Origin of the sequence: Pseudomonas silensiensis (assembly GCF_050434865.1) — a bacterium.
Lineage (GTDB): Bacteria > Pseudomonadota > Gammaproteobacteria > Pseudomonadales > Pseudomonadaceae > Aquipseudomonas > Aquipseudomonas fluorescens_W.
The window spans coordinates 165090-180321 of sequence record NZ_JBNDJH010000007.1 but is presented as its reverse complement, the minus strand read 5'-3'; the positions used below and the strand labels follow the sequence as shown (position 1 = coordinate 180321).

The following is a 15232-nucleotide window of genomic DNA, read 5'->3' as shown; positions in this document are numbered from 1 at the left end:
GGTCGACGTAGCACGGCGCGGGGTCACAGCGAACGGCAGGTTTCATCATGCCGAGCATAGACGCCCTCGCCGATCGCTTATCGACCTACCTCGGCAAGGACCAGGTCAACCTGGTCCGCCGAGCGTACTTCTACGCCGAACAAGCCCACGACGGCCAACGCCGCCGTAGCGGTGAGGCGTACGTCACGCACCCACTCGCGGTTGCGAATATTCTTGCCGACATGCACATGGACCATCAGAGCCTGATGGCGGCGATGCTGCATGACGTGATCGAAGACACCGGTATTGCCAAGGAAGCGCTGCAAGCGCAATTCGGCGAAACCGTGGCCGAACTGGTCGACGGGGTCAGCAAACTGACCCAGATGAACTTCGAGACCAAAGCCGAAGCCCAGGCCGAAAACTTCCAGAAAATGGCCATGGCCATGGCCCGCGACATTCGCGTGATCCTGGTCAAACTGGCTGACCGCCTGCACAACATGCGGACCCTGGAAGTCCTGTCCGGCGAAAAACGCCGACGGATCGCCAAGGAAACCCTGGAAATCTATGCGCCCATCGCCAACCGGCTGGGCATGCACGCCATCCGCATAGAATTCGAAGACCTCGGCTTCAAGGCGATGCACCCGATGCGTTCCGCACGGATCAACCAAGCGGTCAAACGCGCCCGGGGCAACCGCAAGGAAATCGTCAACAAGATCGAAGAATCACTCAGCCACTGCCTGGCCATCGACGGCATTCAGGGCGAGGTCAGCGGTCGTCAGAAACACCTTTACGGCATCTACAAGAAAATGCGCGGCAAGCGTCGGGCCTTCAACGAGATTATGGACGTCTATGCGTTCCGGATCATCGTCGACAAGGTCGATACCTGCTACCGCGTGCTGGGTGCTGTGCATAATTTGTACAAACCGTTGCCGGGGCGCTTCAAGGATTACATCGCGATTCCCAAGGCCAACGGCTACCAGTCGCTGCACACCACGCTGTTCGGCATGCACGGTGTACCGATCGAGATTCAGATCCGCACCCGTGAAATGGAAGAGATGGCCAACAATGGCATCGCCGCCCATTGGCTGTACAAATCCAGCGGCGACGAGCAGCCAAAAGGCACTCACGCCCGCGCCCGCCAGTGGGTCAAAGGCGTGCTGGAGATGCAGCAACGGGCCGGCAACTCGCTGGAATTCATCGAGAGCGTGAAGATCGACCTGTTCCCGGACGAGGTCTACGTGTTCACGCCCAAAGGCCGGATCATGGAGCTGCCCAAAGGCTCCACGGCGGTCGATTTCGCTTATGCGGTGCACACCGATGTGGGCAACAGCTGCATTGCCTGTCGGATCAATCGTCGTCTCGCACCGCTGTCCGAACCGCTGCAAAGCGGCTCCACGGTCGAGATCGTCAGCGCCCCAGGCGCGCGACCGAATCCGGCGTGGCTCAACTTCGTGGTCACCGGCAAGGCGCGGACTCACATCCGCCATGCGCTGAAACTGCAACGCCGCTCCGAGTCCATTAGCCTCGGCGAGCGCCTGCTGAATAAAGTGCTGAATGGCTTCGACAGCTCGCTGGAGAAAGTCGCAGCCGAGCGCGTCAAGGCGATGCTCACCGAGTACCGACTCGAACTGATCGAAGACCTGCTTGAAGACATCGGCCTGGGCAATCGCATGGCTTACGTGGTCGCCCGCCGCCTGCTCGGCGAAGGCGAACAGCTGCCAAGTGCGGAAGGTCCACTGGCCATTCGCGGTACCGAAGGCCTGGTGCTCAGTTACGCCAAGTGCTGCACACCGATCCCGGGCGACCCGATTGTCGGCCACTTGTCCGCGGGCAAAGGCATGGTCGTGCACCTGGACAACTGCCGCAACATCAGCGAAATCCGCCACAACCCGGAAAAATGCATCCAGCTCTCGTGGGCCAAGGATGTCACCGGCGAATTCAATGTCGAGCTGCGCGTCGAGCTGGAACACCAGCGCGGCCTGATCGCTCTGCTGGCCAGCAGCGTCAACGCGGCCGACGGCAATATCGAAAAAATCAGCATGGACGAACGCGATGGTCGCATCAGCGTGGTCCAACTGGTGGTCAGCGTGCACGACCGCGTGCACCTGGCCCGCGTGATCAAGAAACTCCGCGCCTTGACCGGGGTGATTCGCATCACTCGCATGCGCGCCTAAGCCCACTATTACAAGGAGTCATTCATGACCAAGACTGTTATCACCAGCGACAAGGCCCCGGCCGCCATCGGCACTTACTCCCAGGCGATCAAGGCTGGCAACACCGTTTACATGTCGGGTCAAATTCCTCTGGACCCAAAAACCATGGAACTGGTTGAAGGCTTCGAAGCCCAGACCGTCCAGGTGTTCGAGAACCTCAAAGCCGTGGCTGAAGCCGCTGGCGGTTCGTTCAAGGACATCGTCAAACTGAACATCTTCCTCACCGACCTGAGCCACTTCGCCAAGGTCAACGAGATCATGGGCAAGTACTTCGATCAGCCTTACCCAGCCCGCGCCGCCATCGGCGTAGCAGCCCTGCCAAAGGGTTCGCAGGTTGAAATGGATGCCATTCTGGTCATCGAGTAATGCGTCCGGCGCAGCCCCAAAGGCTGCGCCGATTCTGTCTTGAAAGGATTCCACCATGCGCCATGCGCTAGCTCTCTCGCTGGTCGCCCTACTCTTGGGCGGTTGTGCCAGCAACCCTGCCGATCGCGACATCAGCGGCACCTGGATCAATCAGGTGGCGATCGATGCTGCAGCCAAAGGCGGCCCCCTGCGCGAAGCGCTCCAGGCCTATGGCCCGAACCTGGAATGGGACGTCAACACCAAGGCCGGTCAGGCCCGCTACACCAATGGTTTTGAAAATGTCGACGGCAAGCTGTTGGGCGAAGAGTCCGGCGCCTGGAAAGTCGACTTTTATGGCAGCTCCGCCAGCGCGCTGAAGCGTGATGGCAAGCAACTGAGCCAAGTCGCCAGCGACAATGAGCCGGAGCAAGTCTTCCATCGCGCGCAGGTTACGGTGCCGGACGGCGCGCCGATGGGTGCCAGTTTCGAACGCGCACTGTATTCGGCCTACATGGGCGGCAGCTGGAAAGTCGTCAGCGGTCCCGGCGAAGGCAATACCGTGCAATTCCAGCCTGACGGACAGGTTGCCGGCCTGCCGGGCGCGGATCGTTATGCCTTGTGTCTGGCGGGCGATTGCGCGTCGATGAGCGGCGGTCACGACAACATGTGGCTGCAAGCGAATGGCCAGGGCAACACCTGGATCTTTGCGCGCAAGGGCAAGGAACTGGAAATCCTCCAGGCAGTGAACACCGCACAGGCGGATGAAATGCCGCAATTCACCCCGGGTGATCGCAAGTGGTTGCTCGAGAAGCAGTGATCCAGCAAAAAAGGAGCCCAAGGGCTCCTTTTTCTTTGGCTCGCAGATTAAGTCAGCTGCGCCCTTCAAGGATCGCCGCATAACCTTCGCGATAGCTTGGGTACTTCGGCGTCCAGCCCAAGGCTTTCGCCCGAGCATTGCTGCATTGCTTACTGCCCGTGCGACGCACGCTCGCGTCTTCGGCCCATTCGGTCACGCCCAGATACTCACGCAACCAGCCCACCACTTCGGCCAGCGGCGCAGGCGCATCGTCCACGCCGATGTAGACGTCATCCAGCGCCACACCGCGTCGATCAGCCTCAAGCAGAAACGCCATCAACCCCGCCGCATCGTCGGCGTGAATACGGTTGCCATACAACGGCGGATCAATCGCCACGCGATAACCCTGACGAACCTGCGTCAGCAGCCGTTCGCGACCCGGTCCGTAAATGCCGGTCAAGCGTACGATGCTGGCCGGAATGCCGCTTTGGAGTGCCACTTGCTCAGCCTCCAGCATCAATCGACCTGAAAAGCCTGCCGCAATGGTCGGCGAAGTCTCATCAACCCACTCGCCATCCTGCTGGCCATACACACTGCTGCTGGAAACAAACAGCAGGCGATTGGGCACCTGACCGTAGTCGTTCAGCCACTCCAACACATGCTGCAAGCCCTGCACATAAGCCGCGCGATAACCGGCTTCATCGTGATCGGTGGCGGCCGCGCAATACACCAGGTAATCCACCGCACCGACTGGCCAGGTCGCCGGACAGTCTTCATTGAACAAGTCACCGGCAACGCCAATGACCCCCTCGGGCAGGCGAGAAACGTCACGCCTCAGGCCATGAACCTCCCACCCGCAAGCGACCAATTGCGTAGCCAGACGACTGCCGACATCACCGCAGCCGGCGATCAAAACAGAAGGCGCGGACATCAGAAAACTCCCTCAAGAAAGGTACAGACTAGCGCCCGAAATGGATGAGCGGCTAGTAATGGAGGAAAAAAAGAGACGCTATTACTTTTGTTAACAAGAATTAATTGCAATAATGCCAGCCACTTTTGTTCTCGGCCTCACGAGGCCTGGAAGAGCATTTACCGTTTTTCTTTCTCAGGTCCGGCCAGCATGACACGCAATCAATTCCCCGCTTCGCCAACCAAACGACCTCGCGCCTGGAGCGCAGTGGCCGCCCTGCTGCTCAGCCTGATGCTGGCGCCGACCGCCGCTTTCGCTGACGCACAAGCGCCAGCCGCTCCGGCAACTACTGTTGCTCCAACTCCTGCCGATCACGCCGCACCGGCCGTTACCCCGGCTGCGACCGACCCGGCCCAAGCCGTAGACACCACCGCCGATGACGTTCCGGAAGTCCTCGAAGCCGACAACACTCTGGGCATGGCCCACGACCTGTCGCCGTGGGGCATGTACCAGAACGCCGACATCATCGTGAAAATCGTGATGATCGGTCTGGCCATCGCCTCGATCATCACCTGGACCATCTGGATCGCCAAGGGTTTCGAGCTGATGGGCGCCAAGCGTCGTCTGCGCACCGAAATCGTCCACCTGAAAAAAGCCACCACACTCAAAGAAGCCAGTGTGACAGCCACCAAGCAAGGCACCCTCGCCAATCTGCTGGTGCATGACGCCCTGGAAGAGATGCGTTTGTCGGTCAACAGCCGCGAGAAAGAAGGCATCAAGGAACGCGTCGCCTTCCGCCTTGAGCGTCTGGTTGCAGCCTGCGGTCGCAACATGAGCAGCGGCACCGGCGTGCTCGCCACCATCGGCTCCACTGCGCCGTTCGTAGGTTTGTTCGGCACCGTGTGGGGCATCATGAACAGCTTCATCGGCATTGCCAAAACCCAGACCACCAACCTCGCCGTCGTGGCTCCCGGCATCGCCGAAGCCCTGCTGGCAACCGCACTGGGTCTGGTTGCAGCGATTCCAGCCGTAGTGATCTACAACGTCTTTGCCCGCTCCATTGCCGGTTACAAGGCGCAAGTATCCGATGCCTCGGCTGAAGTCCTGCTGCTGGTCAGCCGTGACCTCGATCACCTGCCGACCACCGAGCGCTCTGCGCAACCCCACATGGTCAAAGTAGGGTAATCAGCCATGGGCTTGCATTTGAAAGAAGGCGCAGACGACGATCTGGCCGAGAATCACGAAATCAACGTCACACCGTTCATCGACGTGATGCTGGTGCTGTTGATCATCTTCATGGTCGCGGCCCCGCTCGCTACCGTGGACATCAAGGTCGACCTGCCCGCTTCCAGCGCCAAACCGGCGCCACGGCCAGAGAAACCGGTGTTCCTCAGCGTCAAGGCTGACCAACGCCTGTTCCTCGGCGAAGACGAAGTGAAGGCCGAAGCACTCGGCGCCACCCTCGACGCCAGGACCAAAGGCAAGAAAGACACGACGATCTTCTTCCAGGCCGATAAAGGCGTGGATTACGGCGACCTGATGAGCGTGATGGACAACCTGCGCTCTGCCGGTTACCTGAAGGTGGGTCTGGTCGGACTCGAGACGGCAGTCAAGAAATGATCACGACGCGCCAAAAGCTGACGCGTTATAGCGGGAGCCTGGCCGTAGTGCTGGGCGTCCATGCGCTGGCCATTGCGCTAGCGCTGAACTGGACGTCGCGCCCACCGATCGAGCTGCCGCCACAGGCGATGATGGTCGAGTTGGCGCCGGTTCCGGCCCCGCCACCGCCGGCACCGCCGAAGGTTATAACGCCGCCACAGCCACCCGCCCCAGTGGAAGAACTGCCGATACCGAAGCTGGCTGAAGTGCCGAAGGCCGAGATTGCGGTGCCGAAGCCGGTCAAACCCAAGCCAAAGCCTCAACCGCCCAAGCCTGTGGAAAAAAAGCCGGAACCGCCTAAAGAGAAGCCGTCCGAGGAAAAGCCGAGCGACGCCCAACCGACTCAGGCACCGACGGAGAAATCCGCACAACCGGCACCCGGGCCATCTGCCGCGCAACAAGCCGCCAAGGCCAGTTGGCAAGGCGAATTGCTTGCGCACCTGGCCAAGTACAAAAAGTACGCCAGTGCACAGATGCGGAACAAGGAAGGCATGAACCGCCTGCGCTTCGTGGTGGATGCTGAAGGTAACGTGTTGTCATTCGAACTGGTGGGCGGCTCCGGCAAGCCCGATCTGGACCGGGCCACCCTGGAAATAATCCGCCGCGCCCAACCGCTGCCAAAGCCACCGGCCGACATGTTGACCAACGGGACCATCGAAATCGTTGCACCGTTTGTTTACTCGCTGGAAAAACGCCGGCGCTGAGACCCGTCGCAACACTGCAAAAGGCACCGAAAGGTGTCTTTTGCATATCCGCCCGCGGCAAACCTGCTTTGCCCTGTGTCACTCAACGCACTCAGTCTGATAACGTGCGTCTATCGATTGCAGCCGGTATGCTTGGCTCGCAACTTCATGGACGCTTGCTATGACTCTTACAGAATTACGCTACATCGTTACCCTCGCCCAAGAGCAGCACTTCGGCCACGCGGCTGAGCGTTGCCATGTCAGCCAGCCGACCCTGTCGGTGGGCGTGAAAAAGCTTGAAGACGAACTCGGTGTGCTGATTTTCGAGCGCAGCAAGAGTGCCGTGCGCCTGACCCCGGTCGGCGAAGGCATTGTCGCCCAGGCGCAGAAAGTGCTGGAACAGGCCCAAGGCATCCGCGAACTGGCCCAGGCCGGCAAGAACCAGCTGACCGCCCCGCTGAAAGTTGGCGCCATCTACACCGTCGGCCCGTACCTGTTTCCGCACCTGATTCCACAACTGCACCGGGTCGCCCCGCAGATGCCGTTGTACATCGAAGAAAACTTCACCCACGTGCTGCGCGACAAACTGCGCAACGGCGAACTCGACGCGATCATCATCGCCCTGCCGTTCAACGAAGCCGATGTGCTGACCCTGCAACTCTACGACGAGCCGTTCTACGTCCTGATGCCGGCCCAGCACCCGTGGACCCAAAAAGAATCCATCGACGCCGCCCTGCTCAACGACAAGAGCCTGCTGCTGCTCGGCGAAGGCCACTGCTTCCGCGATCAAGTGCTGGAAGCCTGCCCGACCCTGGCCAAAGGGAACGACGGCGCCAAGCACACCACGGTGGAATCCAGCTCCCTGGAAACCATCCGCCACATGGTTGCGTCCGGTCTCGGCATCTCGATCCTGCCGCTGTCGGCAGTCGACAGCCATCACTACGCTCCCGGCGTGATCGAAGTGCGCCCACTGACGCCTCCGGTGCCGTTCCGCACCGTGGCCATCGCCTGGCGCGCGAGCTTCCCGCGGCCAAAGGCGATTGAAATCCTTGCTGACTCCATTCGCCTGTGCTCGGTGGCCAAGCCGCAAGCACCGGTCGTTGCGGCCTAAGTCGCTGCCATGACCGAGTTGTCGCAAGTGTCGGTGACGGCACTCAAGGGTGTCGGTGAAGCCATGGCCGAGAAGTTGGCCAAGGTCGGCCTGGAGAATCTCCAGGACGTGCTTTTTCACCTGCCGTTGCGTTATCAGGACCGCACTCGCGTGGTCCCGATCGGCCATTTGCGACCCGGGCAAGACGCCGTGATCGAAGGCACCGTCAGCGGCGCCGATGTGGTCATGGGCCGCCGCCGCAGCCTGGTGGTACGCCTGCAGGACGGCACCGGCGGGCTCAGCCTGCGTTTCTACCATTTCAGCAACGCCCAGAAAGAAGGCCTCAAACGCGGCACGCGGATTCGCTGCTACGGCGAAGCGCGGCCCGGTGCGTCGGGGCTGGAGATCTACCACCCGGAATACCGCGCCATCACCGGCGACGAGCCGCCGCCAGTGGACGAAACCCTGACCCCGGTTTACCCGCTCACCGAAGGCCTGACCCAACAGCGCTTGCGCCAGTTGTGCATGCAGACCCTGACGATGCTCGGCCCCACCAGCCTGCCTGACTGGTTGCCGAACGAACTGGCGCGGGACTATCAACTGGCGCCGCTGGCCGATGCGATCCGCTACCTGCACCACCCGCCCGCCGATGCCGACGTCGACGAACTCGCCCTCGGTCATCACTGGGCGCAGCACCGTCTAGCCTTTGAAGAACTGCTGACCCATCAACTGTCCCAGCAGCGCCTGCGCGAGAGCATGCGTTCCCTGCGCGCGCCGGCGATGCCGAAAGCCACCCGGCTGCCGGCCCAGTATCTGGCCAACCTCGGTTTCACTCCGACCGGCGCTCAGCAACGGGTCGGTAACGAAATCGCCTACGACCTCAGTCAGCACGAGCCCATGTTGCGGCTGATTCAGGGCGACGTCGGCGCGGGCAAAACCGTGGTCGCTGCCCTCGCCGCACTCCAGGCCTTGGAGGCCGGCTATCAAGTGGCGCTGATGGCGCCCACCGAGATTCTCGCCGAGCAGCACTTCATCACCTTCAAGCGCTGGCTCGAGCCGCTGGGCATCGAAGTCGCGTGGCTGGCCGGGAAGCTAAAAGGCAAGAACCGCGTGGCCGCACTGGAGCAGATTGCCAACGGCGCATCTATGGTGGTCGGCACCCACGCGCTGTTCCAGGACGAAGTGCAGTTCAAAAACCTCGCACTGGCGATCATCGACGAACAGCACCGCTTCGGCGTGCAGCAACGGCTGGCCCTGCGGCAGAAAGGTGTCGGCGGGCGGATGTGTCCGCACCAGCTGATCATGACCGCGACACCGATTCCCCGGACGCTGGCCATGAGCGCCTACGCCGACCTCGACACCTCGATCCTCGACGAACTGCCGCCCGGCCGGACTCCGGTGAACACCGTGCTGATCACCGATACCCGGCGCGTCGAAGTCATCGAGCGGGTGCGCGGCGCCTGCGCTGAAGGGCGTCAGGCCTATTGGGTGTGCACGCTGATTGAAGAGTCGGAAGAGCTGACCTGCCAGGCTGCCGAAACCACTTACGAAGACCTCACCGCCGCCCTCGGCGAGTTGAAGGTCGGGCTGATCCACGGCCGCATGAAGCCCGTCGAGAAAGCCGCCGTCATGGCCGAGTTCAAGGCCGGCAACCTGCAACTGCTGGTCGCCACCACGGTGATTGAAGTCGGCGTCGACGTGCCCAACGCCAGCCTGATGATCATCGAAAACCCCGAACGCCTCGGGCTTGCGCAATTGCACCAGTTGCGCGGTCGCGTGGGTCGAGGCAGTGCAGCCAGCCATTGCGTGCTGCTTTACCATCCGCCGCTGTCACAGATCGGTCGTCAGCGCCTGGGCATCATGCGTGAAACCAACGACGGTTTTGTCATCGCCGAAAAAGACCTCGAGCTGCGCGGCCCCGGCGAAATGCTCGGCACGCGTCAGACCGGCCTGCTGCAATTCAAGGTCGCTGACCTGATGCGCGACGCCGATCTGCTGCCCGCTGTGCGCGACGCCGCCCAGGCGCTGCTGGAGCGCTGGCCGGATCACGTCAGCCCGCTGCTCGACCGCTGGCTACGTCATGGGCAGCAATACGGCCAAGTGTGAGCACCGTCGCAGTTTCTGAACCACCGTTCTGAGCAAGCTGGTTATACTCCTGCCATTGTTTTAAAACGGATACAGACCATGACCGAAGTTGCCCTCGCACCCGCCACCCCGCACGCTCCGTCGGTTATTCGGCTGATGCTGGGCAAACTGGGTATCGCCTACGAAGAAGTCCTCGACCATCACGGCCTGAACGCCGCACGCAAAGTGCAGGCTGTTCTGCTTGATGACGCCGTGAGCACGCTCATGGTGCTGTTCCCGCAGAGCCAATTGCTGGACCTCAATCGCCTCGCCGAACTGACCGGCCGCCGCCTCACCGCCGTGTCCACCGAACGCCTGGTAAAAATGCTCGGCAAACACAACCTGAGCCTGCTGCCTGGCATGCCGGCGCTCACCAGTTCACCGTGCCTGTATGAAGAATGCATGCTGCGCGAGCCGAAGTTGCTGATCAACTCGGGCGAGCCGGGCGTCTTGCTGGAGATCACCAGCGAAGACTTCAAGACCATGCTGACCAAAGCCAGTGCCGCCAACTTCGGCGAAGCGCTGACCAGCATTCGCCCGAACCTCGACCGCCCCCACGATGACCGCGAGGAAATCACCCAGGCCGTTCAAGCGTTCACCGCGCGGCGCATCCAGCAACGCCTGGAAGAGACCATCGAGATTCCGCCGCTGGCCGAGACCGCGCAGAAAATCATCAAACTGCGCGTCGACCCCAACGCCACCATCGACGACATCACCGGCGTCGTCGAAACCGACCCGGCCCTGGCCGCACAAGTCGTGAGCTGGGCGGCGTCGCCGTATTACGCGTCGCCGGGCAAGATTCGTTCAGTGGAAGACGCCATCGTCCGGGTGCTGGGTTTCGACCTGGTGATCAACCTGGCGCTGGGCCTGGCCCTGGGCAAAACCCTGAGCCTGCCAAAAGACCACCCGCAACACACCACGCCGTACTGGCAACAATCGATCTACACCGCCGCCGTCATCGAAGGCCTGACCCGCGCCATGCCGCGCGCCCAGCGCCCGGAAGCCGGCCTGACCTACCTCGCCGGCCTGCTGCACAACTTCGGCTACTTGCTGCTGGCCCACGTCTTCCCGCCGCACTTCTCGCTGATCTGCCGCCACCTCGAAGTCAACCCGCACCTCTGCCACAGCTACGTCGAACAACACTTGCTAGGCATCAGCCGTGAACAGATCGGCTCGTGGCTGATGCGCTACTGGGACATGCCCGAAGAACTGGCCACCGCACTGCGCTTCCAACACGACCCAAGCTACGACGGCGATTACGCCGAGTACCCAAACCTCGTGTGCCTGGCTGTGCGTTTGCTGCGCAGTCGCGGCATCGGCTCCGGCCCCGACGAGGACATCCCTGACGCATTGCTGGAGCGCCTTGGACTGAGCCGCGACAAAGCCAACGATGTCGTCAGCAAAGTGCTTGAGGCTGAGGTGTTGCTGCGGGAACTGGCTTCGCAATTCAGCCAGCCCTAAAAGCATTCGCGAGCAGGCTCCCACAAGGGATCGCCAAAACCCTGTGGGAGCGAGCCTGCTCGCGAAAAATCCACCCCGATCCAACTGAATCACCACAACCCCTGTGGCGAGGGAGCTTGCTCCCGCTCGACTGCGCAGCAGTCGCAACCCAGCCGACACGGTGTGTCAGATACAACCGAGGTCTCAGGCTCTAGGGCCGCTTCGCAGCCCAGCGGGAGCAAGCTCCCTCGCCACAGGTTCAATCACTCGAATCAAACCTTGGCTTTAGCCTTAGCCTTCCGCGGCTTCAAATACTTGGTCAACCCCTGGAACCAGATCACCAGCGCCGGGTTGCCCTTGATCTGAATCGACTTGTCCTGAATCCCCGTCATAAACGCCAACTGCTTGTTCTTCGCCTGCATCGTGGCAAAGCCATACGCCGCGTCTTTAAAGGCAATCGCAAACGCCGGCTCGGCATACACGCCGGACTTGCTGGTAATTCGCTGATCCTTCACAAAGAAATGCCGCGCCACTTTCCCGTCCAGGGTCTGTAGCTGAAACACCAATTCCTTGTCACCCAACTGCTGCTGAAACGCAGGATTAGTCCGACTGGCCTTACCCATCAACAAACCCAGCATCCACAGAAGAAAACGAAATTTCATGCGCACAGCCTCAAAAGGAAAATGAACGGCCGGCGCAGTGTAGCGGCTTCAAGCGAGAACGCCACTGTCTGGTTGCGTTAGAAGAAGATGCGGTGCTTTTTGACGCCAATGACTACCAAGTCACGCCAACCTGATCGTTCCCACACGCAGCAAAGGAATGCATCCCGTGACGTCCGCGTCACCTTCCCTACACCCGAAGAAACACAATCTGTAGGAGCTGCCGAAGGCTGCGATCTTTTGATCTTGATCCCCTCAAACCTCTCGGACATTTCCTTCAACACGCCGGGCTGTCCGTGAACTAGGCAGTCGTAGGTATCACCGATAGTCTCTGGTGGTCGCCGCAAAATCGGTGACACGGACGTGCAAGTCCGCCTCGGCATGCAATCGGTTATGGCTATTCATCGAGCGTTTTCTTATGCTCGCGAATTGTTATGGCAGCTGTGTGTGGGAGACCTTCGGGTCTGCCGGTTTACCGAGTCGGTCTTGCACACCTATGCACAGCTGCCACCTCCTTCGAAGCAAGCGAAACGGTGTTAGCTCCTAAATCTCGGTATTACTCCTATGATCAAGCCAACACCTAACCCCCCCGAACACGAAGACACATCCCCCTACGAATCCTTAGATTCAAAAAAACTCCACGAAGCCGCCGAGCGCGCCCTAGATCTTCACCTCGGCACACCTACGGATAAAAAACCTAAACGTCGCAATGGCGACCTCTTCATCGTCGCTCCCGACCTCCACACCGAAACCGTCCTGGCCAACGCCTCGGAAGACCTGCTGTCCATCAGCGCCATCGCCGCCGACCTGGCCGACAGCGTAGAAGGCTCACGCCGCTCCGTCGCACTGGCACTCAGCAGAATGGCGGTCGGTGTGCATCTGTTAGTGGAGCGAGCTCTGGACCATATTGATTCGCCGGATCCGGCGGAGCATCGGGCGAAGGTGTAGTAGAAACCACGAAGGGGACTAAACGTCCCCTTCTTTCATTCAGATGCATTGGTCACATCCGCTCTTGGAGCATCAGATGCAGTGACTTGCCTTGATCGATTCTGTGCCTTGCGATCCCAAGCGCCCTATGTTGTTGATACCCTGCTGATTACCTTTATCAGCTGACAATTGATAACAGGCCAGCGCCCGGGACATATCCTTTGTTCCTAAGTCGCCACTCTCAAAATAGGAACCCAGAGTGTTCATCGCATCTGTAGACCCCATGGAAACCGCACGAATAATCTCCCTTTCTGCCTGCTCAGGGTGTTGGCAGGGGCCGTCATAGTCGGTGGAGTTGCCATTACAGTAAAAAAAAGAGAGACCCAATGCCCCACCCGGCAGTGTCGTCGCCGCCGCTTTAAACAGAGCTTCAAGCTTGCTCGTTTCCAACTGAGGTGCCATCTGCGAAAGACTCAAGCCTGCCGCCGACAGACTCGCCTGTGGATCACCCGACTCTGCAGCACATACATAGTTTTCCAGGGCCGCTTCATGCAGCTCCTTAGTCAGCCGGTATTGTTCAAGCGCCCCTAACCCACCCAACCCTTCTGCACGTTGATAACAGAAACTCTCCGCGCGGCTCATTCCGGGCTTACTGGATGCGACAAGCTCTTTCTCGCTAATCGACCAGTCTTCAACACCCACAAGCGCCCAGCACGGCTTTTTAGAAAAGTTAAAAATCTTGATATTGCTGTTGCCTGCCCGTTTATCCACAACGTTCATGTGATTGTCGTCTACACGCTCGATCTCAACCCCTTCCGTCTTGCTCTCCCCTGTTGCGGCCATCAAAGGAAAGTCCAAGCTCGGGCCTACCGCCGCAGTGATGAGAGGTTCAAATCGACCAGGATCATCGGTTCGCTTCAACACCAGTATCTTCACCGCCAATGCGGTTAGACGCTTTTGAGACTCGGCATTGGCGGAAAACGCTGGCAAAAACTGAGCAAAGTCTTTGGATGGGCAAGAGTTATCTGACCCGCTTCTCACGGTCCCCCCACTTAAAATATCGGGTGCGATCTTGTCCAAAAAAGCCGAGCGCTCGTGGCTCATTCTTGCGATGCAATTATTCACAGTCGTTAAGTAAGCAGAAGTACCGGGCTTTATCTCAAACGCCTCGAGCGGACAATTCGCGTCCCGCAATTTTATCCACACCCGCTGCGCTTCCTTGACCTTCGCTGTATACGCCGCCCCCGCGTCGGGGTCGGCCAGGTACTGAGTTTCGAGTCGCGCCATCAGTTGGTGATAACTGGTATTCAACAGTGAGTCGGCAGCGTTTTTGGCCACATCCGAACACTTATCAATTTGTTGACTTGCAGTAATTTCGCCGCATTCATCTTGGGCTAGTGCGGTTGGAACTGTCAGAACGGCTTGGTATGCCAGCGCACCAACAACTCCTAAGAAAAAGCGTTTCACTATGTTCAATCCTTGATTCGTTCAGGTTCTACGCTTCTAAAAGCGAGTCACGCATTGCTTTGGAACATTCATTTCCCAGCAAGTACTGATCAACGCTTTACGTTTTCTCTCTATACGAAGATTGACAAAACCATCGCCGCAATCTGGCTGCAACTCCTCAAAGCTGCTGGAATTTGGTTGGTAAACAAAAATCCTGTAGTAATCTAAAGTGCCCATACCGTCATCGATTTGCGAGACCGCGAAATCCTTCACACCGTCGAAATTGAAATCGTTGATCTGCACATGCAGGTCATTTTCAGCTTGAAAATCAATTGTCCGGGAATCGTTATGGGCCTCGTTTTTAACGGTGACTGTTAGCATGGAACCTTCCAACACGAGCGTCGCTTCGACGTTTTTGGTTGGGCTGAATGTAATTACTTCAGCAAACACTGGTGCCGTCCACAGCAGGCCGAGCCATGATAGGGCTAGATATTTGAATCGCATGTGCTCGTCCTATTCCCACTTACATCCAGCTTCCAAAGAAGAGTCGATACTGGTGTTAATCACGAAGCTGTACTCCTTGCCACTGGACTTCTTCGTGTACAGCATCGAGACGATCTGCGCCCCTTGCGTCACCCCTTCATAGGTTCCCGTGACCTTACCGTCCACGACTTCAGACCAGATCATGGTGTGCTGCCAAGGCGCCTCTGGGTCGAGTATTTCACTCTGAGAATCTGTCAACACAAGGGAAATGGGGACGTTCGACTTGGCGTACTTGACGAAGCCACCCGACCACTTGCTGGAATGGTCGTAGAAGGTACGGAATTCGAACTTTACTGGGCTGGATTGTGAGAGTTCGAAGCAGAGGGTCTGGGCGGTGACTTCGCTGTGTGCGGCGAAAGGGAATAACGCCAAAAAGGTAAAAGACAACCGTTTCATACTTAGCAAACCCCATAAACCT

15 protein-coding genes are annotated in these 15232 nt (G+C 59.3%); 10 read left to right on the top strand and 5 right to left on the bottom strand.

What is annotated here, in order from left to right; all coding sequences use genetic code 11:
* Positions 1-47: 47 nt before the first annotated feature.
* Genes spoT through QF010_RS12825 form a run of 3 tightly spaced genes read left to right on the top strand, consistent with a single transcriptional unit; the run spans position 48 to position 3354 of the window.
* Positions 48-2153: a bifunctional GTP diphosphokinase/guanosine-3',5'-bis pyrophosphate 3'-pyrophosphohydrolase gene (gene spoT / locus QF010_RS12835; protein ID WP_033059343.1), complete on the top strand. Its 2106-nt coding sequence runs from the start codon at positions 48-50 to the stop codon at positions 2151-2153.
* 24 nt (positions 2154-2177) lie between these two features.
* Positions 2178-2558: a RidA family protein gene (locus QF010_RS12830; protein WP_003229509.1), complete on the top strand. Its 381-nt coding sequence runs from the start codon at positions 2178-2180 to the stop codon at positions 2556-2558.
* 55 nt (positions 2559-2613) lie between these two features.
* Positions 2614-3354, top strand: a complete 741-nt coding sequence (locus QF010_RS12825; RefSeq protein ID WP_429511571.1) for a hypothetical protein — start codon at positions 2614-2616, stop codon at positions 3352-3354.
* A gap of 52 nt (positions 3355-3406) precedes the next feature.
* Here QF010_RS12825 and QF010_RS12820 read toward each other — a convergent pair whose 3' ends face one another.
* Positions 3407-4264 carry an SDR family oxidoreductase gene (locus tag QF010_RS12820; RefSeq protein WP_033059340.1) on the bottom strand — a complete coding sequence of 286 codons (858 nt, stop codon included), beginning with the start codon at positions 4262-4264 and terminating at the stop codon, positions 3407-3409.
* A 189-nt stretch (positions 4265-4453) separates the two neighbouring features.
* On the opposite strand from QF010_RS12820, the gene exbB reads away from it, so the two are divergent.
* The 6 genes from exbB to QF010_RS12790 all read left to right on the top strand — a co-directional run bounded on the left by exbB (position 4454) and on the right by QF010_RS12790 (position 11260).
* On the top strand, positions 4454-5428 hold the full coding sequence (exbB, locus tag QF010_RS12815) for a tonB-system energizer ExbB (RefSeq protein WP_429511570.1): 975 nt from the start codon (positions 4454-4456) through the stop codon (positions 5426-5428).
* A gap of 6 nt (positions 5429-5434) precedes the next feature.
* A complete protein-coding gene (gene exbD, locus QF010_RS12810) occupies positions 5435-5863 on the top strand; it encodes a TonB system transport protein ExbD (protein ID WP_008150131.1) in 429 nt (142 codons plus the stop codon).
* Positions 5860-6606 (top strand): energy transducer TonB family protein, encoded by a 747-nt coding sequence (locus QF010_RS12805; RefSeq protein ID WP_429511569.1) that lies wholly within the window; start codon positions 5860-5862, stop codon positions 6604-6606. The genes exbD and QF010_RS12805 overlap by 4 nt, the downstream gene beginning before the upstream one ends.
* A 160-nt stretch (positions 6607-6766) precedes the next feature.
* Positions 6767-7696 carry a hydrogen peroxide-inducible genes activator gene (locus QF010_RS12800; protein WP_008150125.1) on the top strand — a complete coding sequence of 310 codons (930 nt, stop codon included), beginning with the start codon at positions 6767-6769 and terminating at the stop codon, positions 7694-7696.
* A gap of 9 nt (positions 7697-7705) precedes the next feature.
* Positions 7706-9781: an ATP-dependent DNA helicase RecG gene (recG, locus tag QF010_RS12795; protein WP_033059336.1), complete on the top strand. Its 2076-nt coding sequence runs from the start codon at positions 7706-7708 to the stop codon at positions 9779-9781.
* Between the two features lie 78 nt (positions 9782-9859).
* Positions 9860-11260 (top strand): aminoacyl-tRNA deacylase and HDOD domain-containing protein, encoded by a 1401-nt coding sequence (locus QF010_RS12790; RefSeq protein WP_429533240.1) that lies wholly within the window; start codon positions 9860-9862, stop codon positions 11258-11260.
* 251 nt (positions 11261-11511) lie between these two features.
* On the opposite strand, the gene QF010_RS12785 is transcribed toward QF010_RS12790, so the two are convergent.
* Entirely contained in the window at positions 11512-11901 is a 390-nt protein-coding gene (locus tag QF010_RS12785; RefSeq protein WP_008030620.1) for a hypothetical protein, read from the bottom strand.
* Between the two features lie 561 nt (positions 11902-12462).
* Between QF010_RS12785 and QF010_RS12780 the strand changes: the two genes are divergently transcribed.
* Positions 12463-12846, top strand: coding sequence for a DUF6124 family protein (locus QF010_RS12780; protein WP_429533239.1), 384 nt, complete (start codon positions 12463-12465; stop codon positions 12844-12846).
* 72 nt (positions 12847-12918) lie between these two features.
* Here the strand turns inward: QF010_RS12780 and QF010_RS12775 are convergent, their stop codons facing one another.
* The 3 genes from QF010_RS12775 to QF010_RS12765 are packed head-to-tail and all read right to left on the bottom strand — an operon-like array spanning position 12919 to position 15210.
* A complete protein-coding gene (locus tag QF010_RS12775) occupies positions 12919-14292 on the bottom strand; it encodes a lysozyme inhibitor LprI family protein (RefSeq protein WP_429533238.1) in 1374 nt (457 codons plus the stop codon).
* Positions 14293-14328: 36 nt separating this feature from the next.
* Positions 14329-14775, bottom strand: a complete 447-nt coding sequence (locus QF010_RS12770) for an XAC2610-related protein (protein WP_429533237.1) — start codon at positions 14773-14775, stop codon at positions 14329-14331.
* 9 nt (positions 14776-14784) lie between these two features.
* On the bottom strand, positions 14785-15210 hold the full coding sequence (locus tag QF010_RS12765; protein WP_429533236.1) for a hypothetical protein: 426 nt from the start codon (positions 15208-15210) through the stop codon (positions 14785-14787).
* Between the last annotated feature and the right edge of the window lie 22 nt (positions 15211-15232).